Annotated in this window: 19 protein-coding genes; 2 read left to right on the forward strand and 17 right to left on the reverse strand. The window is 63.6% G+C overall.

Annotation, left to right across the window (positions count from 1 at the left end; genetic code table 11):
- Positions 1-25: 25 nt before the first annotated feature.
- From CIMIT_RS06210 to pdxS, 5 genes are all read right to left on the reverse strand, one after another.
- Positions 26-1141 carry a Wadjet anti-phage system protein JetD domain-containing protein gene (locus tag CIMIT_RS06210; RefSeq protein WP_051904850.1) on the reverse strand — a complete coding sequence of 372 codons (1116 nt, stop codon included), beginning with the start codon at positions 1139-1141 and terminating at the stop codon, positions 26-28.
- A complete protein-coding gene (locus CIMIT_RS06215) occupies positions 1128-4463 on the reverse strand; it encodes an ATP-binding protein (protein WP_038590604.1) in 3336 nt (1111 codons plus the stop codon). Before CIMIT_RS06215 ends, CIMIT_RS06210 begins: the two co-directional genes overlap by 14 nt.
- The gene (locus CIMIT_RS06220) at positions 4450-5112 is read right to left on the reverse strand and encodes a DUF4194 domain-containing protein (RefSeq protein WP_038590607.1); all 663 of its coding nucleotides are present in this window, start codon (positions 5110-5112) and stop codon (positions 4450-4452) included. Before CIMIT_RS06220 ends, CIMIT_RS06215 begins: the two co-directional genes overlap by 14 nt.
- Entirely contained in the window at positions 5105-6601 is a 1497-nt protein-coding gene (locus tag CIMIT_RS06225; protein WP_038590610.1) for a DUF3375 domain-containing protein, read from the reverse strand. Before CIMIT_RS06225 ends, CIMIT_RS06220 begins: the two co-directional genes overlap by 8 nt.
- A 413-nt stretch (positions 6602-7014) precedes the next feature.
- A complete protein-coding gene (gene pdxS / locus CIMIT_RS06230) occupies positions 7015-7899 on the reverse strand; it encodes a pyridoxal 5'-phosphate synthase lyase subunit PdxS (protein WP_038590613.1) in 885 nt (294 codons plus the stop codon).
- 81 nt (positions 7900-7980) lie between these two features.
- Here pdxS and pdxR point away from each other — a divergent pair, with 81 nt between their 5' ends.
- A complete protein-coding gene (pdxR, locus tag CIMIT_RS06235; protein WP_051904851.1) occupies positions 7981-9369 on the forward strand; it encodes a MocR-like pyridoxine biosynthesis transcription factor PdxR in 1389 nt (462 codons plus the stop codon).
- On the opposite strand, the gene CIMIT_RS06240 is transcribed toward pdxR, so the two are convergent.
- The 4 genes from CIMIT_RS06240 to CIMIT_RS06255 form a co-directional block, all read right to left on the reverse strand.
- Positions 9323-10366: a bile acid:sodium symporter family protein gene (locus CIMIT_RS06240; protein WP_231910267.1), complete on the reverse strand. Its 1044-nt coding sequence runs from the start codon at positions 10364-10366 to the stop codon at positions 9323-9325. The genes pdxR and CIMIT_RS06240 overlap by 47 nt on opposite strands.
- A gap of 102 nt (positions 10367-10468) precedes the next feature.
- On the reverse strand, positions 10469-12016 hold the full coding sequence (gene arc, locus CIMIT_RS06245; protein WP_051904852.1) for a proteasome ATPase: 1548 nt from the start codon (positions 12014-12016) through the stop codon (positions 10469-10471).
- 27 nt (positions 12017-12043) lie between these two features.
- Positions 12044-12877, reverse strand: coding sequence for a tRNA (adenine-N1)-methyltransferase (locus tag CIMIT_RS06250; RefSeq protein ID WP_038590615.1), 834 nt, complete (start codon positions 12875-12877; stop codon positions 12044-12046).
- 15 nt (positions 12878-12892) lie between these two features.
- Positions 12893-14110, reverse strand: coding sequence for a M18 family aminopeptidase (locus CIMIT_RS06255; RefSeq protein WP_038590618.1), 1218 nt, complete (start codon positions 14108-14110; stop codon positions 12893-12895).
- Between the two features lie 26 nt (positions 14111-14136).
- Here CIMIT_RS06255 and CIMIT_RS06260 point away from each other — a divergent pair, with 26 nt between their 5' ends.
- Positions 14137-14952 carry a RecB family exonuclease gene (locus CIMIT_RS06260; RefSeq protein WP_407919527.1) on the forward strand — a complete coding sequence of 272 codons (816 nt, stop codon included), beginning with the start codon at positions 14137-14139 and terminating at the stop codon, positions 14950-14952.
- 12 nt (positions 14953-14964) lie between these two features.
- On the opposite strand, the gene CIMIT_RS06265 is transcribed toward CIMIT_RS06260, so the two are convergent.
- From CIMIT_RS06265 to mshC, 8 genes are all read right to left on the reverse strand, one after another.
- Positions 14965-16650, reverse strand: coding sequence for a formate--tetrahydrofolate ligase (locus CIMIT_RS06265; RefSeq protein WP_038590624.1), 1686 nt, complete (start codon positions 16648-16650; stop codon positions 14965-14967).
- A 36-nt stretch (positions 16651-16686) separates the two neighbouring features.
- Positions 16687-17997: an anaerobic C4-dicarboxylate transporter gene (locus CIMIT_RS06270; RefSeq protein WP_038594275.1), complete on the reverse strand. Its 1311-nt coding sequence runs from the start codon at positions 17995-17997 to the stop codon at positions 16687-16689.
- A 138-nt stretch (positions 17998-18135) separates the two neighbouring features.
- The gene (gene aspA, locus CIMIT_RS06275) at positions 18136-19560 is read right to left on the reverse strand and encodes an aspartate ammonia-lyase (RefSeq protein WP_038590627.1); all 1425 of its coding nucleotides are present in this window, start codon (positions 19558-19560) and stop codon (positions 18136-18138) included.
- A 119-nt stretch (positions 19561-19679) separates the two neighbouring features.
- On the reverse strand, positions 19680-20528 hold the full coding sequence (gene hisG / locus CIMIT_RS06280; RefSeq protein ID WP_038594278.1) for an ATP phosphoribosyltransferase: 849 nt from the start codon (positions 20526-20528) through the stop codon (positions 19680-19682).
- A 24-nt stretch (positions 20529-20552) separates the two neighbouring features.
- On the reverse strand, positions 20553-20816 hold the full coding sequence (locus CIMIT_RS06285; RefSeq protein WP_038590632.1) for a phosphoribosyl-ATP diphosphatase: 264 nt from the start codon (positions 20814-20816) through the stop codon (positions 20553-20555).
- An 11-nt stretch (positions 20817-20827) separates the two neighbouring features.
- Positions 20828-21511, reverse strand: a complete 684-nt coding sequence (locus CIMIT_RS06290; RefSeq protein WP_268870422.1) for an HAD family hydrolase — start codon at positions 21509-21511, stop codon at positions 20828-20830.
- Positions 21504-21908, reverse strand: a complete 405-nt coding sequence (locus CIMIT_RS06295) for a hypothetical protein (RefSeq protein WP_038590636.1) — start codon at positions 21906-21908, stop codon at positions 21504-21506. The genes CIMIT_RS06290 and CIMIT_RS06295 overlap by 8 nt, the downstream gene beginning before the upstream one ends.
- Positions 21909-21920: 12 nt before the next feature.
- On the reverse strand, positions 21921-23147 hold the full coding sequence (gene mshC, locus CIMIT_RS06300) for a cysteine--1-D-myo-inosityl 2-amino-2-deoxy-alpha-D-glucopyranoside ligase (RefSeq protein WP_038590639.1): 1227 nt from the start codon (positions 23145-23147) through the stop codon (positions 21921-21923).
- Positions 23148-23155 lie beyond the last annotated feature (8 nt).

A 23155-nucleotide genomic window follows, 5' to 3' on the forward strand; every position in this document is an offset into this window, starting at 1 on the left:
GCTTGTTATCTGCGCACAAGCCTAGCTACACCACCCCAAACTGCCTTAACACTTTTAAGGCGTCCTCTATATTGATGCGCTCCTGCTCGATGCGCAGGTGCCCGTGGGTGATCAGGATGTCGAGTGCTTCGTTTTCTTCCGGGGCCAGGCGGGTGAGGGTGGTTGGGGTGAAGTCGCGGTCTGGTGTCGCGATGCCGAGGTTGGAGGTGACAGTGTCGGGTCCCATGAGGACGGACTCGGCATTGGGGCGTTGGGATCGGACGGCGTCGAGGATTCGATACCCGTCGAGGTCGAGGTCTCCCCAGTACAGTAACCGTTTTCCGTCGAAGACGTCGAGGCTAGCGGAGTGGTGTGCGCGGTAGCCGCCGCCGAAGACGAGGCATGTGCCTGGTTGGGGTGTGAGGGAGAGGAACGTTTCTTGGTTTTCGAGGAACAGTACTTGCTCAACCTGTTCCCGCGCACCTGAGAGCGCTTTCCCGAGTGCGTTGGTTGGTACGGAGATGTCGTCGAGTCCGGCGGGGCCGGATCCGGGGGCGAAGCGGAGTCGGATGGTGGGGAGCACGGACCCTAGTCCGAGGTCGCCATCGTCGCCGCGTGCGATGCCAACGAGATGCTCGAGCAGGCGGCGGTGTTGCTCGATCCATTTTCCGTGGACCCCTTCGACGGCGACGGCGCGTGGAAGTACGCCGGAGCTGGGATGGGTGCAGAACCATTGGGTGACGCGCTGGGCGTGGTCGATGTCGGCTGGCGGGAGGTCGCGCCATAGCGGCAGGGCATCTACTACGGCACGGCGGGATCCCACGCCTTCCAAAATGGCCAATGACCTGGATAATCGTTCGAACTCGGACGTGTAGCCCGCCATCGAAATAAGCTCTGCATTGGACGCAGCCTCATATCTGACGGGTAAACGTTGTGTTCCGAGGCCCCAGCGTGCAAAGTTCCTCGTTTCGAAGGTCACGCCGTCGTGTCCTTCCCAGGCCCGGATGAATGCTTTGGCGGTGTCGGGGTCGGCGTGGATGGCTTGCCCGGTTGGCGGGTGTAGGGGCACTGAGAACGCAACGGGTTCCCCGATGAGGAGTGTTTTGAGGTCGCGTTGGACCTTGCGCTGAGCGAGGGCGGCGACGTCCTTAGGCATCCGCATGGCTGGTGATTCCGATCGTGGAGTAGCGGGAGACGCCGCGTACGTTGCCGTTCTCGTCGGCCTCTTCCTTGTAGTCGAAGACGATAGATCCGCCGACGTAGTTGCCCAGAACTTGGATGAGTTTGAGCGGGGTGGCCAGGATCATGTGGAAGCCGAATTGGGCGAAGACGTCCATGGTTTGGCGTGTGAACGTGGGGTCGGCGCGGTCGAAGGCTTCGTCCAGGACGACGGTGGCGTAGTTGGGGAGGGTGTGGCCGTCGTCGGCGAGTTGGTATCGGAGGGCCGCGGCGAGGCAGAAGAACACCAGCTTTTGGGCCTGGCCGCCGGAGAGCGTGGTGGAGTCGGCGTAGGTGTTGACGATGGTGCCGTCTTGTTCGGACTCGACGCCGATGAACCGAACGTGCCTGCGTGTGTCCAGGACGGTGTGTTGCCAGCGCTGTTCGGCGTATTCGGCGGAGGAGAGCCTGGTGATGATGGCGTTGATTGCCTGGTAGCGCTTTATGGATTGGGCGTCGTCGGCGGTGCTGAGGCCGCCGGAGATGGCGGCGTCGAGGTCGCGGAGGAATGTTTTGGCTTCGTCGCCGCGGGCGTCGCGGACGTCGATTTGGAGGTAGCGGCCGCGGTTGAATTCAGACTGTGCGAGTGAGGCGTTGACGGGGGTGATGCGTCGTTCGATGTCGTCTTTTGCACTGCGGATGGCGTGTGCGAGTTGGCCGAGTGCGCGCGTGGACATGTCATTGATGAGGTCGCGGAACTGGTTGGAGAATTCGCCGAGCCGTTCGCCTTTGAGCTGGCCGAGGCGTGTCAGTGCGTCGCCGAGGAAGTTGACGTCGGCGGCGAGGTCGGCGGCTTCGCTGCCCCATTGGTTGATGTAGGCGGACAATGTGGAGACGATGCTGTTTGTCGCACGTTGCAGGGTGGTGTCGGCACGTTTGATGCTGCGTTGGCAGTCGGATTGCACTTCGTTGACTGCGAGGTTGATGCGCCGATTCTTTTCCCACAGCAGGGCGCGCACTTCTTTGAGGAGTTCGTCGGTGGTGTCGATGGGGTCGGCTTGGTCTTCCTCGTCGAGTTCTTGGAGCAGGTCTTGTTGTTTTTGCAGGTTGTTCTCTGCGACGCTTCTCCGTCCCGTCGCGTCTTGCTCGTCGCGTTCCGCGGCTTTCAGTTCGGTGCGCGCTGCGTCGAGCTGGGCGGTCAGGGTGGCTGCTTCGGGTGAGGAGCTGAGGGCCTTGCGTCCGGCTTCGAGGTCGTCGATGGTGGCTTGCGCCCCGGCGACGTCTACGTCTTGGTAGGTGAGGCTGGTCATGCTGGTGGCCCAGTTGAACTCGAGGTTGCGCAGTTTGCGTGTTTTCGCGATCTCGGCGATGACGCGTTTGTGCGCTTCGACTTGCTTGCGCTGTCCTTGTTGCATGGTGAGCAGCAGTTCGACTTTGGCGTCGTTGTTGGAGCCGAGGTACCAGTGGCGCCGGTCGGTGAGGCTGAAGCGGTCGTCTTTCTCCCACCGTGTGGTGGTGTCATGCCTGTTGGTAGCCAGTTTTACGAGCCCGGCGAGGGTGACACCCTTCTCATGCGCTTTGAGCTCGTCGAGTGCTTCGGGGGTGTCCACGCACTGGTAGTCGTAGCGTGTGGCCAACTCCCAGTTGAGCCAATTGCGCATGGGTGATTCCACTACCTCAATTTTGCGCACGAGGGATCGCCCGCTGGTCGTCGGCGCAGCGTACTCGACGTGTGTGTCCACGGCATTCATGCGGAGCCGCAGGCCGAGGTTGTTGTCGTTGGCCCAGCGCCGCACGTCGTCGAAGACGGTGCGTGGTACGAGCATGACGGTGGCCAGCCCGCGCAGTTGCCGTTGGATGACGGGTTCCCAGGTGGGGTCGGTGACGTCGATGAGTTCGCCGGCAAATGGCAGGTCTCTGGCTTGCAGCCCGAGTTCGGCGCAGGCGTGTTCCCGCATCGCGATGTGTCGCGCGCTGATGTTGTTTTGGCGTCTCGCCAGGGATTCCAGCTCGTCGGTGATGGCTTTGAGTTCGTTCTGTACTTGCGTTCGCTTTTCGACGACCTCTTCAGCCCGCCCGTCGAGCTCCTTGATCTGCTCGTCATGTTCGTCGCGGATCTGCCGTGCGGTGGCTTCAAGCTGTTCGAAGTCTTCGAGCGTTTCGGGCGCCTTGCCGTTGAGTGCAAGGATGCGTTCGCTGAGGTCAGCGAGTGTCCTTGTGCGCATCGCGAGGCGTTCGTGGGCGTGGTGCAGCTCGGCGTCGATCACTTCGATGCGCGAGCCGATCTGTTCGTTCAGGCTTGCCCGTAGCGTCTCGATCAAGGACTGTTGGGACTCCTTACGTTCCGCCGCGAGCCGCTGCGCGTTGATTGCCTGGCTGAGTTCGACTTTCAGCTCCTCAATGCGCTCCTCCGCGTCTTCTCGACGTAGCTGCCGCACCACTTTCGGCATCGTCCGCAGCAGCGCCTCCGCGTGCTCCTTGGTGGCGGCCGCCGCGTCGCGCTCTTGCCTTAGCTTCACCAGTGGTTCCAGCGCGTCGATTTGTGCCTTGGTGTCTTGGACTTTTTGGTAGGCGATTTCGAGTTCCCGGAAGCCCTCTACGGCTTGGTCGGCAAGCTCGTAGGTGTCGGGTTTGTGCAGCACGTAGTCGCGGAACAGGTCGTCGAGGCTTTGGAGGTCTTTCGCGGACTGTGTCCGGTGCAGCAGTTCCATGGCTTCGGCGCCGGGGATGCCGAGGCGACGTCGAAACGTGGCGGCGAATGCGCTGTGGCTGTTGTTGAACTTGCCCTGCGGGAACTGCTTCTTGATGCTGCGTGTGTCCAACCCGCCGCTGAGGTACGGGGCGAAGTCGGTCGCGGCGACAGGGCCTTCGAGCACTCCATAGAGCCGCTGAACATCGCCGGAGCTGTTGGCGTGCGCCTTCAGGTAAAACAGGGCTGCCAGGCTGTATTCCTTCTCGACTCCGTCGGAGTAGGTCAGCACCACCACGGTATAGGTCGCCTTGGGGCGCGCTGTTTTAGTCACGACGGTGCCCGTGGCGTGGTCCTCGCGCGAGCCCCACGCCCCGCGCAGGTAGGACACCAGTGTGCGCCCTTTTCCGCGTGGTGTGTTGGCTTGGGCTGCGGCGTTGAAGCGGAGTTTGTCGCCGGGGAGCAGGACGGCGCTCATGGCGTCGAGGAGCGTGGACTTGCCGGTTCCGGACCCGCCCGTGATGAGGAAGCCCTCCCTGGGCACCTCGATATCGATGCTGCCGCCGAATGTTCCCCAGTTGATAGCCTGAATCCGCGACAACCGGAACTGGCCTGGGAAAATGTTACTCGTCTGCATTGTCGTCTCCTGTCTCGGTGGCTTTGAAGCGGGCGTCGTACTCTGCCTTGATGCCTTCGACGGTGGCGGTGTCGAAGATGCTGCGTAGTGCCGGCGAGACCTCGAAGCGGTCGTCGGTTTCCGTCGGCGTGAGCAGCGAGTATTCCACCATGCGGTTGAATGCGGCGTCGAAGCGTTTGTCCATCTTGGTTTCGTTGCGCTCGCCGTCGGGCCGGTACATGCGGATGTGCTCGCGCAGCTCCTCGTAGCTGATCACCACGCGATCCCCCGGCGTGGCCAGAGACAACTCCTGCCGCAGATGCAGCGCCACCAGAGTGTCCACGTGGCTGAGTGTCCTCGTGCGCAGCACCGACGGCATGGTATGAGTGCGCCCCTCTGGGGTGGTGAGGTCTTCGCCGTTGTTCGCGGGCCGCGTGAACGCGATGCCCGCATCCTCGTCGAGCACGAGCTCGAGGAACACATCGTTGAGGCGGGATCGCAGCGTCTGCTCGTCGGAAATGATTGCTGCCCAAATGTGCTGCATCTCGTGCGCGACGATCATCGGCCCTTTCAGCAGCGCGACGAGCGCGCGCCGGGAGTCGTAGCTCAGCCCGCCGCGGTCGCCCTCCCAGAGCCCTTTGATGTCGGCGTGTGTGTCGTGGTTAGTCATGGTCTGCCTCGTTTGTTGATGGTGTGTCGGGCGCGGTGAAGTACCAGTCGCCCACGGTCGCGCGGTAGTGGGTGCCATCATCGTCCCAGGTCAGCTCGACCTTATCGACGCCCCCTTCGAACCCAGATTCCATCGCCCGGTAAAGGAACCCGACCACACTGGCCAGCCCCTGCGTCAGCCCACCAGCCTCGTGGACGACCTCCAGCAGCGAGGCCTGCGTCTTGCGCTGCAACGCCCTCGCGATTGCGGCGTCGATCTCCTCGAAGTCAATCTCTGATTCCCGAATGCTGTTGCGCAGCGCCTCTTCATCCAACGGCACTTCTTGGATGGGCTGCACTGCATACTCAACGATCTCTTCCCCAGGGTTGCGCAACTTCAGCGCAGACACTGACCCGATGCTCATGCCAATCCGCACTAGCTTGGTCTCCATTGGGGTCAGCGCCTGTACCTCCCCCTGTTGCGCTGCCACCGCCGCCGCGTGCCGAGTCTCCCTTAACAACGCCACCATTCGCCTATTTTCCGCGAACTCGTCACTGGTGACGTAGTGGCGTAAACTCCTGGCCAGGGACGTCATCTCCTGGTTCACATCAAAGCTTGCTCGCTCCATGTCGTGGAACAGTGCCCCCAGCTTGCGCACCATCTCCACATCCGGCCCGCCTTCGTCCTCCGGCATCTCGTGCGCGAGCACCTGGTCTGTCCACTGCTGCCACTGCGCCGAACGCTCCCGATCCAGCAGCACCTCATAAAAGCTGGTGAACGACTTCCCCGCATCCGAGGACCCAATCATGTCCACCCCGCGGAAAATGTCCTCCAGCACGCTGCCCCGCTGCTCTTCGGGATCGAGCAGTTGTCTGCGCAGCCGCCGGTTCAGCGCCTCCATCTCGTGGCGCACGCGCGCGAAGTCCGCCGGGATCCCCGCCGCCAAGTCCAGAATGTCCCCGATCCGTTCGCGCACCTGCACGGGCGAAAGCACATCAAACTCGCCACGCTCCGTCTCCGCTATTTGACGCTCAATACGCTCCCGCTGCTCCTCCAACAGCGCCAACCGGGCCTCGATCGTGGGGTCAGCGTCCCTTGCCAGCCTGTGCAGCGCCTGCGAAATCGTCTCAATTCTCGACGCCGTCACTGCCCTCTGCGGCGCATCCCACCTCTCCAGTGTCTCAACAACCGCCAACGCCTCCTCACTCGGCTCTACCGTCTCCCCCGTCCTGCTCGTCCCCGTCCGGCGAGTCAACCACCCCTTCTTCACCCACTCACTGACGTAGTGCTGTGGCCCACTCGCCAGATCGAAGCCTTCTGCACGCAGTAGCCGAAGGTCCGTCGATAAGCCTTCGTACACCTCCACCACTGGTCGAGCTTTACTCCCATGCGGGAAGTACCTCTTAATGAATGCCACAACTACCGGCATCAGCGGACTCCTCATCAGCGACAACGCCGCCGACTCCCCACCTACACGCTTCGCTTTCAGCGCATCTGCCACCAGGTTCATAGGCCGTTCCTTTGCAGTTGAATGAAACTAGCATCAGACTACAAAACACCCCGGACATAAACCGGGGCTCCGGAGCGGAATGTTCGAACGATTGTTCTTTTCTCCGCGTTGCCTCTTCCCCTTATCTCGCCGCAACCTGGGCTTTTCTCGCCTGCCCCTACCAAACCTCCGAATTTGGTGCTGCTCAGCTTCGAGTCTCTTTGTGTAGTGACAAATCACGCGCTTCATGTCAAGGGTTGTGAACGATTTGTGGTTCACATTTCATGGTGTCGGGTTGGAGTGCGGGCGCTGTGCTGGTGCGGATGATGGTTTCAGATGGAGGGAACAGAAATAAACATAACCCGCCCACGATCGGGTGGACAGGCTATGAATCTTCGGCGACCTGAGGTGGAACTGCTGCCAACGTAATGGGATTACCAGCCACGTTCTGCGAGGCGGTGCGGCGCCGGCAGGTCGGCGACGTTGATGCCCACCATCGCCTCGCCGAGGCCGCGGGACGCTTCGGTGACGACCGCGATGTCGTCGTAGTGCTTGGTTGCCTTGACCACGGCCTTCGCGCGGGCTTCGGGGTTGCCTGACTTGAAGATGCCGGATCCGACGAACACACCGTCTGCGCCGAGCTCCATCATGAGCGCCGCGTCTGCCGGAGTGGCGACACCACCGGCGGTAAACAGCGGCACAGGAAGTTTGCCGTGCTCAGCGACGTAGCAGACCAGCTCGTAAGGGGCCTGCAGCTCCTTCGCCGCGACGTAGAGCTCGTCGCGGTTGGCGGCGTAGGTGGCCTGCAGGGCAGCGATCTCGCTGCGGATCGTGCGGATGTGCTTGGTGGCCTCCGAAACGTCACCGGTGCCAGCCTCTCCCTTGGAACGAATCATGGCAGCGCCCTCGTTGATCCTGCGCAGCGCCTCGCCAAGGTTCGTCGCACCGCACACGAAGGGCACGTTGAAGTCGCGCTTGTCCACGTGGTTGACGTAGTCCGCCGGGCTGAGCACCTCGGACTCGTCGATGTAGTGTACGCCGAGGTGCTCGAGGATCTTCGCCTCCACGCTGTGGCCGATACGGGCCTTGGCCATGACCGGGATGTCCACGGCGTTGAGGATGCCCTCGATCAGGTCCGGGTCCGACATGCGGGCCACGCCACCCTGGGCGCGGATGTCAGCCGGCACGCGCTCCAGCGCCATGACGGCAACGGCACCGGAATCTTCGGCGATCTTTGCCTGCTCTGGGGTGACCACGTCCATGATCACGCCGCCCTTGAAGGAATTGGTCAGCTCTGCAAATTTGGTGAAATCAGTCATAGTGACCAATCTTTGGCCGCCAACTGGTAGATTCCAAGGTCCAGTTTTATTTTCATTCTTTGTACCAGTTAGGCGGTATGTGTGCTCCTCGACATCTCCCCATCGCTGCCCGTGCCACTGCCAACACAGATTGCCCAGCAGATCCGACTCGCCGTAGCCGAGGGAACCCTGCAACCAGGCGACAGGGTGCCGAGCACGCGCTCGCTAGCGCGGCAACTCGGAGTCTCCCGGGGCACCGTTGTCTCCGCCTATGACCAGCTGATTAGCGAGGGGTTCTTCCTCTCCGCACAGGGCGCGCCGACCCGCGTCCATCCGGAGCTCACGCGCTCTCCCACGGCGCAGCCGCCGCGCCCACCCGGAGTCTCACGGAAACTCCCCCGCGCCCGTATCTCTTTGCGGCCGTCTGCCGGGAGTAGCGGTGCCGTGCGCCCCGCCGCGTGGCGCAAGGCGTGGCGAGAGGCCATCAACGTCACCGGAACGAGCGTGGACAAGACCGGTGAGCCGGAGCTCAAAGCCGCGATCGCCGAGCACCTGCGCCTCGCCCGCGGCGTCACGGTAGATCCGGACCACGTCGTCATCACCGGCGGCTCGCGCGAGGGGCTGCTGTTGATCCTGCACGCACTTGGTCCGCAGCTGCGCGTCGGCGTAGAAGACCCGGGGCACCCTGGGCTGCGCCGCGTGATTCCGCTCGGCGGACACGAGGCAGTCCCCTGCACAACCAATGCTGGCGGCGTAGAGGTCGACGAGTTGCCTGGAGACCTCGACGCACTGCTGGTCACTCCCTCGCACCTCTACCCCTTCGGAGGCGCGATGAGCGCAGCCCGGCGCTCTGCCTTGTTGAACTGGGCATCGACGACAGGCGCCGTGCTCATCGAGGACGACTTCAATACTGAGCTGCGCTACCTGATCTCCCCACAACCGACGCTGGCCACGCTCGCGCCCGGAGCCGACGTGCTAACCCTGGGCACCTTCTCCACCCTGCTGTCACGGGAGCTGTCCGCCGGCTATGTCATCGCCCCGCCGGCGCTCGCGCCCGCGCTGCGCAATACCCGCGAAGTCCTTGGTATGCCAGTCGCGACCGTGACACAGCGCGCGATTGCCAACCTGCTCGCCGGTGGGTACCTCCGGCGCAGTACGCGGGCAGCGCACAACCGCCTTGCTAAGCGACGTGCCGTCCTGGCAGAGTCCTTGCTCCCCGCGCTCAAGCAAGGCGGAGTCAGCGTGACAGTCCCGGATGCTGGTGGCGCCGATGTCAGCGTCGCGTTTTCCACGCCGGCATTACGCGACTACTTTGAGAAGGACCTGGCGGGACAAGGCATTGAATGCGGCCACGAATCGAGTCTCTGGTCAGACGGCAAGGATGGGCTCGTGCTGAGCTTTTCCCACCTCACTGACGCGGACTTCCACATCGCGGTCGACGCAGTTACTGCGGCTGCGTCGCGCCTGTCTGCGCAGGCTCCGAGGCAATAGTCGACGCTTGCGCGCCTGCCTGCGGGTTTACCTCGTGATTGCGTGTACTCCTCCGGACTGCCCAAGCGTAGACGGCGCCCGTAATGTTGTGCAGGACGGCTGCGACGGCACCTGGCAGCGCTGCCTCAGGGGAAAAGAACTTGCCCGCCATACCGCTGGCGAGCCCGGCCGACTGCGTACCGACCTCAATCGCCACGGTGCGGCGGTAGCTCTCAGGCAGCCGGGTGAGTTTTGCGGTGTAGTAACCGAGTACGTAGCCAAGCACGTTGTGAATAAGCACTGCGGCGAAAACGAGCAGGCCGACCTCAACCAGTGCCTCACGGTTCTTCGCCACTGTGGGGAAGACGACGCCGCCAATGCCTGCGATAGAAATCCACGGCAATACTGGTGCGATGTGTTCCATCCACGCGTCTAGAAAGTAGCGCAGCACGACGCCGCCGATGACTGGTATAAGGACCGTCTGCGCGAGCGACCATGCCATTCCAGCGCCGTCCACGTGGACATCGGCGCCGGCGAGGAGAAGCATGATGATGGGCGTGACCACTGGTGCCAGCAGAGTAGACACGCTGGTCATGGCAACAGAAAGCGCGACATCCCCTTTAGCCAAGTAGGCGATGACGTTCGACGAAGTACCACCTGGCACGGAACCGAGCATGAGCAGGCCGACGGCCAGTGCCGGATTCATGCCAAAGAGCTTCGCCACCCCCACGGCAGCGAGAGGCATAATCACGAACTGCGCGACCACGCCGATGGCGATGGGCACTGGCCTTCTGGCCACTTCTTTGAAGTCCGGGATGGTCAGCGTGAGCCCCATACCGAACATGATGATCATCAGGAAATAGGTGATGTAGCTTGTCAGGGGCAGAAACGGGCCGGGAGTGAAGAAGGCGAGTATCGAACCGGCAAGAATGAATGCCGGAAATGCCGCGACCGCGATCGCAGCAGAGCGGTCCTCCTGCCCGGTGGATGTTCGTTGCGGTGTGTGCGGGCCTGCCATGAACTCTCTCCTATTCACTGTGTGAGACTGCATCTCACTGATTGGGATAGGGGAAGTATAGGTGATCCCGCCCACACTTTCGCGTTTGTATTCAAATACGGTCTAACCGATGACCTCCGCGCTGACCACGCGCTTGCCTTGGCGGCCGGTAATGCGGGCCCACTCGTCCGGGTTCGCTGTGTTCGGCATGTCTTCGCTTTCGTCCTGTTCCGCGCGGACCGCGGCCCGGAGGTGGTCGGCGGTCACACCGTGCGGTGCCGTCTCATCCCCACTGCCCATTGCGGCGATGTGATCTTTAATCGCCAACTTCTTCGCCCTGTCCACAACGTTGGCGATCATCGCGCCGGAGATGAAGTCGGCGTAGTGGAGGAGCTCGGAGGAGCCGTCGACAAGCTCGAGGCGCACGAAGGGGCGCGGGGCGAACATCGCCTCGGCGGCGGCGTCGATAAGCTCAGCGGGCTCGGCCGCGAGCGGGATCTGCGGCGTGATGTAGCGAGCCAGGATGTCTTCGGCCTCCGCGCGGTTCGGGCGCGAGACGCGCACCTTGATGTCCAGGCGGCCCGGACGCAAGATGGCTGGGTCGATGAGCTCCTCGCGGTTCGTGGCACCGATGACGATGACGTTTGCGATGTCCTCAACACCGTCGATCTCTGTGAGCAGCTGCGGGACCACGGTGGTCTCCATGTCGGAGCTGACCCCGGAGCCGCGGGTGCGGAAGATGGACTCCATCTCATCGAAGAAGATGATGACCGGCCTGCCGTTCGCGGCGAGTTCCCGGGCACGCTCAAAGATCAGCCGGATGCGGCGCTCGGTCTCACCGACGAACTTGTTCAAAAGCTCCGGGCCCTTCACGTTGATGAAGTGGGCCTGCCCGCCGTCCCCGATCCGCTGGGACAGCGAGTTGGCCACCGCCTTGGCGATAAGCGTCTTGCCGCAGCCGGGCGGGCCGTAGAGCAGCAAGCCCTTTGGCGGGGTGAGCTCGTAGTCGCGGTAGAGCTCCGGATAGGTAAAGGGCAGCTCCACCGAATCCTGGATCATCTCGATCTGCGAGCTTAGGCCCCCGATATCGGCGTAGGTAACGTCCGGGACCTCGTCGAGAGAAAGCTGGTTGACCTCGGTCTTCGGCACACGCTCGAACGCGTAGCCGGCGCGGGTATCCACCAGCACGGTATCGCCGGCGCGGGCAGTTTCTACCAGCGGCTGCGCAAGGTGGACCAGGTGCTCTGTGCCCTGCTGGTCGGCGACGATCGCGCGCTTGGTATCAATCTTCTCGGACAGGGTGGCAAGTTGGCCGACGTTTTCGTACCCGCAGGCCTCCACCACGATCGCACCGTCGCCCAAGCGCACCAGGGTGCCCGGGCGCAGAGCTTCTGGCGCTACGTTGGGCGCGACCTTGACGCGCATCCGCCTGCCGGAGGTAAACACCTCGGCCTCAAGGCCGCGGCGAGAGGCCGCCTCGAGGAAGATGCCGTAGGTCGACGCAGGCTCTCCCAGTGCCTCGACCTGGGCGTAGAGGTCGTTGAGCTTGTCGCGGCTCGCCTTAAGCAGCTCCGCAAGCTTCTTGTTGCGGGCGCTCATCGCCTGATTCTCGCGCTTGAGCTCGCGCAACTCGGGGCCAAATGCGTCGTCGTTGATTGCGTTGGATGCCATAGGCACCACCCTAGCGGGTCAAACGCGCTATTTGCGTGCGCGGCGTTGCGGGCGCGGGGGCGTGACGCCGTCGGCAAGCCTGCGGGTCCACACCAGGAATGCGGTGTGCGCGTTCATGCGGTGCTCCGGGCGGGTGGCCAGGCCCTCGACCTTCCACTCGCGCAGGAGGGTCTCCCAGGCGCGGGGCTCGGTGAAGCACTTCGCCTCGCGGATTGCCTCCATGATGTTCATCAGCTGCGGCACCGTGGCCACGTACGTCATGAACACCCCGCCGGGGATCAGCACGTTTTTGACCGTGTCGATGAAGTGCCAGGGCTCGACCATGTCCAGGATCACGCGGTCCACCGGGCCGTCAAGCTCTTCCGGAGTGATCTCGCCAAAGTCCCCCAGGCGCGGCGTCCACCACTCGGGCGTGCCGTTGAAGTAGTCGGCAACATTGTCACGAGCAAAGGCCAGGTGGTCGTCGCGGATCTCGTAGGAGAACACTCGGCCTTCCGGGCCGACGGCGCGCAGCAGCGACATGGTCAGCGCACCCGAACCGGCCCCGGCTTCGAGCACGCGGGCACCCATGAAGATGTCGCCCTCCACCAGGATCTGCGCCGCGTCCTTGGGGTAGATCACCGCGGCACCGCGCGGCATGGACAGCACGTGGTCGACCAAGAGGTGGCGGAAGCACAGGTAGTCCGATCCCAGGGTGGATTTGACCACCGAGCCCTCGTCTGCCCCGATGATGTCGTCGTGCATCACGATGCCCTTGTGCGTATGGAACTGCCCGCCTTCAACCAATTCAATGGTGAAGTGGCGGCGTTTCGCGTCGGTGAGCTGGACTTTGTCTCCGGCTTGGAATGGTCCTGAATACATGGGCCTAAGTATGCCCTACTGACCTGCCGCCGCGTAAAACGCAGTGAGCGCCTTGACGAAGTACTCCATGTCGTCCGCGCCGCATAGCTCGCGTGCCGAGTGCATGGACAACAGCGGCACGCCGACGTCCACGGTGCGAATACCCATGCGGGTCGCGGAAATTGGGCCGATCGTAGACCCGCACGGGACGTCGTTGTTGCCCACGAACGTCTGGCTGGGTACTCCTGCAGCGCGGCAGGCGCGCAGCCACTCCGCCTCGGTCACGGCGTCCGAGGCGTAGCGCTGGTTCGCGTTGATCTTGAGCACCGGGCCTGCATTGAGCCGCGGGCGGTGCGTGGGGTCGTGCTTTTCCGGGTAGTTCGGGTGCACCGCGTGCGCGGCGTCCGCGGAGACCTGGAAGGACTGCGCAAACACCTCAAAGGGCTCGCCTATCTCGCGGGCGATGCGGTGTAGCACTCGCTCGAGCAGCGGGCCGCCCGCGCCGGTCGTGGAGGAAGAGCCGACCTCCTCGTGGTTAAAGGCCGCGAGCACCAGGATGTCGCGGGCCGAGTCTTTCGCGGCGAGCAGCGCCTCAAGTGAGGCCCACACGCTGGTGAGGTTATCCAAGCGGCCGGCCGCAAGCAGCTCGCCGAGCAGCTCGCCGCGCTGAGCGTCGGCGGTGATTAGCTCGTGCGAGAGGATGCGCTGCGGGTCCACGCCCGCGGCCTCGCCAACCAGCTCCATTAGCGGGCGGTTGCCGCCGAGGATCGGCTGCGTGTGCGCCTGGCGGTTCACCGTCGGGGCGTCCGCGCGGTAGAGGTGGATGGCTAGGTTGGGAATGCGGGCGACCGCGCCGGTATCGACGAGGTGCTGCGCACCATCATCGGTCACGACCCGGCCAGCGAAGCGCAGATCCCGATCCAGCCAGCTTTGCAGGATCGGCCCGCCGTAGACCTCCACGGCGACCTGGCGCAGCCCCTCGCGCTCGAAATCTGGCTGGGGTTTGGCCATCAGGCCGGGCGAATCAGTGTGGGAGCCGACGATGCGGAAGCGCGGATTAGGGTTTTCCGGGACCCACCACGCAATCACCGCCCCGCCGTCGACCAGCACGTGGCCGCCGGGGGCTGCTGGGGAGTCGGGGGCGGTGGCGTCGATAAGCGAAAAGCCCTGCTCCACAAGCGCGGCGGCGACGCGGTCCGCCGCGTGGAAAGCGCTGGGGCTTGCGTGGGTGAAGTCAATAAAGCGAGCGAGCATGCTTCCACTCTAAGATGTGGGGCACCATGACACCACGACCGCTTGCACTTTCCCCGTCCCGCGCCTCCGACTACCAAAGCTGCCCGCTGAAGTACCGGCTGCGCACCATCGACAAAATCCCCGAGCCAACGACGGAAGCGCAGGTCAAGGGGACGCTCGTGCACGCGGTCCTAGAGGATATGTTCAGCTGGCCGCGCGAGGAGCGCACCTTCCCGGCGGCGGTGAAGCGCATCAAGCCGGCGTGGGCCGCACTGTGCGAGAAGGACCCCAGCAGCGCTGAGCCGATTGACGACGAGATGGCGCTCTTCCGCGATGCACGCGACCTGCTGCGCGGCTACTTCCACATGGAGAATCCGCTCGGCTTCGACGCCCACGAGCAGGAGATGTACGTCAACACCGTGTTGCCCAACGGCGTGCCGGTGCGCGGCTTCATCGACCGGGTCGACATCGCCCCGACCGGCGAGGTGCGCGTAGTAGACTATAAGACCGGCAAGAAGCCACTGCCCCGCTACTCGCAGGACGCGCAGTTCCAGATGCGTTTCTACGCGCTGGTGTACTGGCGGTTGTTTGAGACCATCCCCACTCAGCTGCGGCTGATGTATTTGAAGGTGATGGATTCGATGTTCCTCGCGCCCTCGCGCGAAGAGTTGGAGTATTTCGAGCGCGACCTGGGCGATCTGTGGGCGAAGATCGAGGCCGACGGCAAACAGGGGCACTTCCGGCCGAAGAAGTCGAAGCTATGCGGCTGGTGCGCCTTCCAGGATCTCTGCCCGGAGTTTGGCGGGACGCCGCCGGAGTACCCGGGCTGGCCGGGCTCGGCGGCAGACACGCCTGCCTCTTAAGGTGCGTCGGCTTTAGAACAGGCCGGTGATGTGGCCGTCCTCGGCGACGTCGATGTTGTTGGCCGCAGGGGTCTTCGGCAGCCCCGGCATGGTCATCACATCGCCGGTGAGCGCGACGACGAAGCCCGCCCCGGTGCGCGGGATGAGCTTGCGCACGTGCAGCGTGTGCCCGGTCGGGGCGCCGAGCAGCGAAGGCTCGTCCGAGAAGGAGTACTGCGTCTTGGAGATACATACCGGCAGGGTGTCGAAACCGTTTGCCTTCAACATCTTCAGATCACGCGATGCGTTGACGGAGTATTGCACGTTGTCGGCGCGGTAGATCTCTCGCGCGATGGTCTCGATCGAGGCCTCGATCCCGTCAGCCGGGTCGTAGAGCTGCGTGGACGTGCCCTCGGAGAGGTTGTCCAGCAGCGTGGTCGCAAGCTCGGTGGCCCCCTCACCGCCCTTGGACCACACGTCTGCTTCGGCGATGGCAACGCCGGTGCGCTTCGCCCAGTTGCGTACCCACTCGAGCTCGGCATCCGTGTCCGAGGTGAAGCGGTTGAGCGCGACGACCGGTGTCACGCCGAACTTGCGGATGTTTTCCACGTGGCGGGCGAGGTTGCTGATGCCCTGCTCGAGCGCGTCGAGGTTTTCCTTCTCCAGGTCCTCGCGCGCAATTCCTGCGTTGTACTTGATGGAGCGGACCGTGGCCACAACGACGGCACCGGCAACATCCAGGTCGCCGTAGCGTGCCTTGATGTCGAAGAACTTCTCCGCACCCAAATCGGAGCCGAAGCCCGCCTCGGTGAGCACGATGTCCGCGTACTGCATGGCGGTACGTGTGGCCAGCAGTGTGTTGCAGCCGTGGGCGATGTTGGCAAAGGGGCCGCCGTGGATGAACGCCGGGGTGCCGCCGAGCGTTTGCACCAGATTCGGGTTGATGGCTTGCTTGAGCAGTGCTGCCATCGCGCCCTCCGCGCCTAGCTGGCCCGCAGTGACCGGCTCCTGGTCGTAGGTCAGTCCGATGGTGATCTTGGCCAGGCGCTCCTTCAGATCATCCAGATCCGTTGCCAGCCCCAAGATCGCCATGATCTCCGAGGCGGCCGTAATAGTAAAGCCAGTCTGTGCCGGCACACCGTTGGTAGGTCCGCCCAGGCCGGTGACCACGTTGCGCAGGCTGCGGTCGTTGACGTCCAGGCAGCGCTGCCAGGTCACGCGGCGCGGGTCAATGTTCAGCTCGTTACCCTGGTGGATGTGGTTATCAATCATCGCGGCCAGGGTGTTGTTTGCCGAGGTGATCGCATGGAAATCGCCGGTGAAGTGCAGGTTGATGTCCTCCATCGGGACGACCTGCGAGTAGCCACCACCGGCTGCGCCGCCCTTGATACCCATGACCGGGCCGAGTGAAGGCTCGCGCAGTGCCACCATGGCGTTGTGACCGAGCTTGGCGAGCGCGTCGGTCAGCCCGATCAAGACGGTGGACTTGCCCTCGCCCGCAGGCGTGGGCGACACGCCGGTGACCAGCACCAGCTTCGCGTCGGCCTCGCCAGGGTTGCGGGAGACGTCGACCTTGGCCATGTGCGCGCCGTACGGGATCAGCGCGTCCTTGTCCACGCCCGCCTTCGCGGCAATGTCCGCGATCGGCTCGAGCGTGTGGGCTTGGGCGATGTCGACGTCAGATTTCGGAGCTGTGGTTGGTGCTTTGGTCTCAGACATGCCCCCACAGTACCGCAGAAACGAGGATGAAGGCCGCTAGAGAACGACGGCACCAATCCCGTATCCCAGCAGGATGGAGGTGGTGATGCACGCGATGCCGGGGATGATAAACGGGTGGTCAAAGACGTATTTGCCAATCCGGGTCGAGCCGGTGTCGTCCATTTCCACCGCTGCGAGCAGCGTGGGATAGGTCGGCAGGACGAACAGCGCCGAGACCGCCGGGAACGCCGCCACCGCTGTCAGCGGGCTCACCCCAATGGCCAAAGCGGCGGGCATGAGCGCCTTTGCGGTCGCCGCTTGCGAGTAAAGCAGGCAGGCGGCGAAGAACAGCACGACTGCCAGCAGCCAGGGCTGCGCTTGCAGCACATCACCGGCGATGACCTGGATGTCATCGATGTAGTGGTTGATAAAGGTCGTGCCGAGCCAAGCGACGCCGAGGACGCACACGCTGGCAGACATGCCGGAGCGGAAGACCTGGGTGGTCAGCACCTCGGCGGCCTTGCTCTTTGTTACCCAGCAGATCACTGCCGCAGCCGAGAGCATGATCGCCATAATGGCCTCGTTGCGCGGCACCGTCGGGTTGGGGATCAGGCCGATCTGCTCGGAGATCAGCGTAGCGTAGACCATGACGATCAGGATGGCGGCGAGGAAGATACCGACGGAGGCCTTCGCCCCTGGCTTCGGTGTGAACCCGGCCGAGGTGTGCGAGGTCGACACCAATCCGTCGGCCAAGCGCTGCTGGTAGACCGGATCGTCCTCCAGGTCGCGCCCGAGCCGGTTGGCCAGCCAGGCGGTGGGGAAAATGGCGAGGAAGGTCGCCGGCAGCATCACCGCGAGTAGCTGCAGGTAGCCCACACCGTGCGGCTCGAGCAACGCAGCCATAAACACCACAGCGGCCGAAATTGGCGAGGCCACGATGGCCATCTGGGAGGCAATCACGGCGACTGAGAGCGGGCGCGAGGGGCGTACCTTGCCCTCCTTGGCCACCTCCACGATCACTGGGAGCGTGGAAAACGCGGTGTGGCCAGTGCCCGCAAGCACCGTCATCAGCCAGGTGACGATCGGCGCGTAGATGGTCACCCGCTTTGGGTTAGAACGCAGGAACTTCTCGGCCAGATACACCAGGTAGTCCATCCCGCCCGCCAGCTGCATCGCGGAAATTGCGGCGATGACGCACATGATGATGCCGATGACGTCAAAGGGGATGTCTTCGGCAGTCACGGTCACGCCGGTGGCACCGAGCAACAGCACGCCCAGCCCGCCGGCGAAACCGATAGCGATTGAGCCCATCCGGGCACCAAGCACAATGGCGCCAAACAAAATGATGAGGTGTACGAGCAAGAGCAAGGACACGGGGCGACTCCTCTTTACAAGCCTGGAGGTGTACTGGGCGAGTTCCATTATCGCCCCGATGGTGTTACCAATACAATTCGGCCGGGCGTGAGATGCGTTACGCTCTCACGCCCGGCCTCAGCTAACCCCCGATTAGTCCTCGTCTACGTACAGCTTGCCCCGGTACTCAGGGTGCATGAGGTTTTCCTTGCTCAGCACGGTATCGAGCTCTTCCTCGGTGAGCAGCCTTTTCTCCAGGACCAGCTCGCGCACTCCGCGGCCGGTCGCTGCTGCCTCCTTACCGATGAGGTCGCCGTTGTGGTGGCCAATGACCGGGTTGAGGTAGGTGATGATGCCGATGGAGTTCTGCACATACGCTTCGCAGACCTCCTTGTTGGCGGTAATCCCGGTGACGCACTTCTCGCGCAGGGTGCGCGCCGCGTTGGCAAGCAGCGAAATGGAGTTGAACAGCGACTGCGCGATCACCGGCTCCATGACGTTGAGCTGCAGCTGACCCGCCTCGGCGGCCATGGAGACCGTCAGGTCGTTGCCGAAGACCTTGAAGCAGGCCTGGTTGACCACCTCGGGGATGACCGGGTTGACCTTCGCCGGCATAATCGACGAGCCCGCCTGGCGCTCCGGCAGGTTGATCTCGTTGAGGCCAGCACGCGGCCCGGAGGACAAAAGGCGCAGGTCGTTGCTGATCTTGGACATCTTCATCGCGGCGCGCTTGATCGCGCCGTGCATCATGACATACCCGCCCGTATCCGAGGTCGCCTCGATCAGGTTAGGAGAGGCCTGAATCTCCAGGCCAGTCACCTCACGCAGCGCAGCGACCGCCTGATCGCGGTAGCCCTTCGGCGTGTTGATGCCGGTGCCGATCGCGGTGGCGCCCAGGTTGATTTCCAGCAGCGATTCCGCCGCGTTGACCAGCGTACGGTTTTCCTCCCCCAGGTTCTCACCAAAGGCGGTGAACTCCTCCCCCAGCGTCATCGGCACCGCGTCCTGGAGCTGGGTGCGCCCCATCTTGATGATGTCCGCGAACTCATCGCCCTTCGCGCGGAAAGCCTGCTGCAGCTGATCGAACTCCTCGATGAGGTTCTGCACCGCGTGGTACAGGCCGAGGCGCAAACCAGTCGGGTAGGCGTCGTTGGTGGACTGCGACATGTTCACATCGTCGTTCGGGTTGAGCGCCGCGTAGTCGCCCTTCTCCTTGCCCATGTACTCCAGCGCCAGGTTGGTCACGACCTCGTTCGTGTTCATGTTCAGCGAGGTACCCGCCCCGCCCTGGAAGGCGTCGATGGGGAACTGATCCATACAGCGCCCATCTTCAAGAATCTGGTCGCAGGCCCAGACAATGGCCTCCGCCTTCGCCTTCGGCAGCGCGTGGAGGCGCCGGTTGGCCAGGGCTGCCGCCTTCTTCACCTGCACCATGCCCCGGATAAAATCCGGGAAGTCATTGATGGTCTCGCGCGAGATGTGGAAGTTGTCCACCGCGCGCAGCGTGTGGATGCCGTAGTACACATCGGCCGGAACATCGAGGGTGCCAAGCAGGTCTTCTTCTTTACGAGTGCTCATGCCGCCCAAACTACCAAGCAACGCTCCCCCGCCACACGCCTCGCCCGGTTTGGGGGTGAATGCGTGGGGCATGCTTATCGACGCCCCGTGCCCGCCCGCGTGACGCGCCCCCAAGCTTCCTAGAGTCGGGCGATACGCAGCTCAGTGGCAATCGTGCCCTCGGCACCAAGATCCGTGAGCGCGTCCATGATGCGGTTTGCCTCCTTGCGCGGCACCATCGCGCGGACCGCCACCCAGTTCTCGCGCGACAACGGCGAGACCGTCGGGCCGGTAATGCCCGGGGTGAGCGCCAGCACCTCGTCGAGGGAATCGCGCGAGACGTTGTAGTCGATCATCAGGTAGTTCTGCGCGTTGAGGATGCCCTCGATGCGCTTGAGGACCTTCACGTGCCCGTCGCCAAGCGCCATCTCCTTTCGCTTGACCACCACCGCCTCGCTAGCGATGATCGGCTCGCCGAATGGCGCCAGACCCTGCTGGCGCAGCGTGGCCCCCGTGGAGACCACATCGGCGATCACGTCAGCAACGCCGAGCTTGATGGAGATCTCCACCGCGCCGTCGAGGCGGATGACCTGACCCGGGGTAATGTCGCGCGCGGCGAGGTAATCCTCCACCAGATGCGGGTACGAGGTGGCAATTCGCTTGCCCTGCAGGTCCTCGACGGCCCAGGTCTCGCCCTGCGGGGCGGCGAAGCGGAACGTGGAGGCGCCAAAGCCGAGTTCCATGACCTCTTCGACGTCGGCGCGGGAGTCCTCTGCCAAGTCGCGGCCGGTAATACCGAGGTCAAGGTGGCCCTGGGCGACGTAGATCGCGATGTCCTTAGGACGGAGGAAGAAGAACTCCACCCCGTTCGGCTCATCCACGATGTTCAGCGCCTTGTTGAGCCCACGGCCCTTGTAGCCGGCCTCCTTGAGAACCTGCAGCGCCTTTTCCGACAGCGAGCCCTTGTTGGGCACGGCAATTTTGATCAGGGGTGTGTCCATTGCTGCTACTTCCTAAAGGTACTTGTAAATGTCTTCCGGGGTCAGCCCACGCTTGATCATCATGACCTGCGTCCAGTAAATGAGCTGGCTCATCTCCTCGGCGAGCTCTGCGTCCGACTGGTACTCGGACGCGATCCAGACTTCGCCAGCCTCCTCGATGATCTTCTTGCCGATGAAGTGCTCGCCCTTGTCCAGCGCTTCGACGGTGCCGGAGCCCGCGGGGCGGTCGGCGGATTTTTGGGTCAGCTCAGCAAACAGTGCATCGAAAGTTTTCACGCCTTCAAACCTTAGCCCAGTGGCCTTGCCGCTGCGGCAAACCATGCAGAAACATCCGAGACTGTCGCCCCAACAAAGCGTGCCGGGTCAAACTGGTACACCCCGCGCGGCACCTCGTGTGCCAGGCCGAGTACTCGGCAGCCGGCCCTGGCTGCGGCCGTCATGCCGGTGAAGGAATCCTCTGCGACCAGGCAGGCTGCAGGATCCGCCCCGACGCGGCGGGCGGCCTCGACATACATGTCCGGGGCCGGCTTCGGAGCCGCGACCTCGTCGCCGGTGATCGAGTCGGTGAAGAACTCACGCCCGATGGCGTCGATGCAGCGATCCGCCAGCGAGCGCTCCGTGTTCGTGGTGACAAACATCGGCACGCCCGTAGCCTCTAAGAGGCTGAGCAGGGGGCGGATCCCTGGCGTGAGCTCAATACCGTGGGCGAGCTTTTCCGCCATGCGTGCGTACATCCACTCCCGCAGCGTGTCCTCTTCGCCCGGGGCGAGCTCGTAGTCGGCCCACCGCGCGCAGATGCGCAGCGATTCAGCGAAGCTTGCGCCCTCGGTCTTCTTCCGCTCCTCCGGGGTGAGCCTGCGCCCGAGTTTCTCGGAAAGCTCGAAGGTGGTCTCCGCCCACACCGGTTCGGTGTTAATGAGCGTTCCGTCCATGTCCCAAAAGATCGCTGCGGGCAGCTCGTGCTTACTCAAATTCCGGCAGCTCCCCCACTGCCTCGTCTTCCGCGCCGATCGCTACCGCGGCACGGCGTACGAGGTCTTCCAGCTCTGCCTTCTCCTCGGGCTCGAGCACGGCGTACTCGTGCTTAGCGTTGAAGGCTTCCAGGTTGTCGTAGAAGGGCGTGACCAGGGATATAAGGCGCGTGGCGTCGGGTGCCGGCTCGAGCAAGTCGACTGCGTCAAGGAACATTTCAATCAGCTTCTTCAGCTCCGGCAGCGCCTCCGGGTCGAAGGGTTGCTCCCAGAGCTCCTTATCACTGTCGTTGAGGTAGGAGCCGGTGGCGAAGGTGCGCAGATCATCGATGAACTCGTCGACGTCCGGCTGCAGCTCGGCGCGGACGGAGGATCCTGCTGGTGTACTCGAAGTCATGGTCTCTATTCTTTACGACTCGGCGAAAACGCGCACGCCGAGCAGACCGTCAATCGCATCTGCGAACAGGCCTTCGTGGTCGCCGCGTGCTTGGTCAATGAGGCGTAGCGCCCGGGGCGTGTCCAGGTCATCGGCAAGCGCGGCGCGCAGCTCGTTGATGTTAGCCAGCGCTTCAGCCTCGGATACCTCGTTGCTCAAGCGCTCCTGCCAGCGGGCAAGGCGCTGCTCGGCGGCTGCCAGCCCGCGATCGCTGAAGTCGCGGTCTGCCCGGTAGTGGTCGGCAAAGACCGCCACGCGGATGGCGTCAGCGCTGTGGCCCTGTTCGGTGAGCTTGTGCACGAAGACGAGGTTGCCCAGAGACTTCGACATCTTCACCCCGTTGAGCGCGATCATGCCGGAGTGCACGTAGTGGTCGGCCATGCGCGGGGTGCCAAGGGCCGCCTCCGCGTGCGCTGCCGAGAACTCGTGGTGCGGAAACGCAAGGTCGGAACCCCCGCCCTGGATGGCGAACGAGGAGCCAAGACGGTTGGTGGCGATCGCGGAACACTCCACGTGCCAGCCAGGTCGGCCCGCCCCCAACGAAGTGTGCCAGGAGGGCTCACCCTCGCGCGCACCGCGCCACACCAGGGCGTCGAGCGTGTCGCGCTTGCCTTCGCGCTCCGGGTCGCCGCCGCGCTCAGCGAAGAAGTCCTCCATGGTGGCCCGATCCAAGTTGGACTCGTAGCCGAACTGCTCGGTGGCCCTAATGTCGGCGTAGATATCGCCCTTGTCAAGGCGGTAGGCCGCGCCAACCTCGAGAAGCTTCTGCACCATCTCTGCGACCTCATCGATCGCCTCCATCGCACCGATAAACTCCCGCGGCGGGATCACCGAAAGGATCTCCATATCGCTGCGGAAGAGGTTGATCTGGCTGCGGCCCAGCTCGCGCCAGTCCACGCCGTCGCGCTCCGCGCGCTCGAACAGCGGGTCGTCCACATCGGTGACGTTTTGGACATAGTGGACTTTGTGCCCGTTAGCCAGCAGCTGGCGCTGCACCAGGTCGAAGGTGAGGTAGGTCGCGGCGTGGCCCAAGTGGGTGGAGTCGTATGGGGTGATCCCGCAGACGTAGAGGCCGACCTCGCCGCGCGCATCCGGTGTCACGTTGACCGGACGCACTTTCTGGTCGGCGGTGTCGTACAAGTGCAACGGCCGGGGGAAACCGGCGACGTGCTTCACATTCGGGTAAGGCCAGGATTGCATGGGAACCA

This window comes from Corynebacterium imitans (genome assembly GCF_000739455.1).
Lineage (GTDB): Bacteria > Actinomycetota > Actinomycetes > Mycobacteriales > Mycobacteriaceae > Corynebacterium > Corynebacterium imitans.

What these genes read in the sequence shown, in the direction of transcription:
- pdxS (WP_038590613.1), bottom strand. Translation starts at nt 7,899, where the DNA reads ATGACTGATTTCACCAAATTTGCAGAGCTGACCAATTCCTTCAAGGGC.
- CIMIT_RS06210 (WP_051904850.1), bottom strand. Translation starts at nt 1,141, where the DNA reads ATGCGGATGCCTAAGGACGTCGCCGCCCTCGCTCAGCGCAAGGTCCAA.
- CIMIT_RS06260 (WP_407919527.1), top strand. Translation starts at nt 14,137, where the DNA reads ATGACACCACGACCGCTTGCACTTTCCCCGTCCCGCGCCTCCGACTAC.
- CIMIT_RS06215 (WP_038590604.1), bottom strand. Translation starts at nt 4,463, where the DNA reads ATGCAGACGAGTAACATTTTCCCAGGCCAGTTCCGGTTGTCGCGGATT.
- CIMIT_RS06255 (WP_038590618.1), bottom strand. Translation starts at nt 14,110, where the DNA reads ATGCTCGCTCGCTTTATTGACTTCACCCACGCAAGCCCCAGCGCTTTC.
- CIMIT_RS06295 (WP_038590636.1), bottom strand. Translation starts at nt 21,908, where the DNA reads ATGACTTCGAGTACACCAGCAGGATCCTCCGTCCGCGCCGAGCTGCAG.
- CIMIT_RS06220 (WP_038590607.1), bottom strand. Translation starts at nt 5,112, where the DNA reads ATGACTAACCACGACACACACGCCGACATCAAAGGGCTCTGGGAGGGC.
- aspA (WP_038590627.1), bottom strand. Translation starts at nt 19,560, where the DNA reads ATGAGCACTCGTAAAGAAGAAGACCTGCTTGGCACCCTCGATGTTCCG.
- arc (WP_051904852.1), bottom strand. Translation starts at nt 12,016, where the DNA reads ATGGCATCCAACGCAATCAACGACGACGCATTTGGCCCCGAGTTGCGC.
- CIMIT_RS06250 (WP_038590615.1), bottom strand. Translation starts at nt 12,877, where the DNA reads ATGTATTCAGGACCATTCCAAGCCGGAGACAAAGTCCAGCTCACCGAC.
- CIMIT_RS06240 (WP_231910267.1), bottom strand. Translation starts at nt 10,366, where the DNA reads ATGGCAGGCCCGCACACACCGCAACGAACATCCACCGGGCAGGAGGAC.
- mshC (WP_038590639.1), bottom strand. Translation starts at nt 23,147, where the DNA reads ATGCAATCCTGGCCTTACCCGAATGTGAAGCACGTCGCCGGTTTCCCC.
- CIMIT_RS06265 (WP_038590624.1), bottom strand. Translation starts at nt 16,650, where the DNA reads ATGTCTGAGACCAAAGCACCAACCACAGCTCCGAAATCTGACGTCGAC.
- CIMIT_RS06225 (WP_038590610.1), bottom strand. Translation starts at nt 6,601, where the DNA reads ATGAACCTGGTGGCAGATGCGCTGAAAGCGAAGCGTGTAGGTGGGGAG.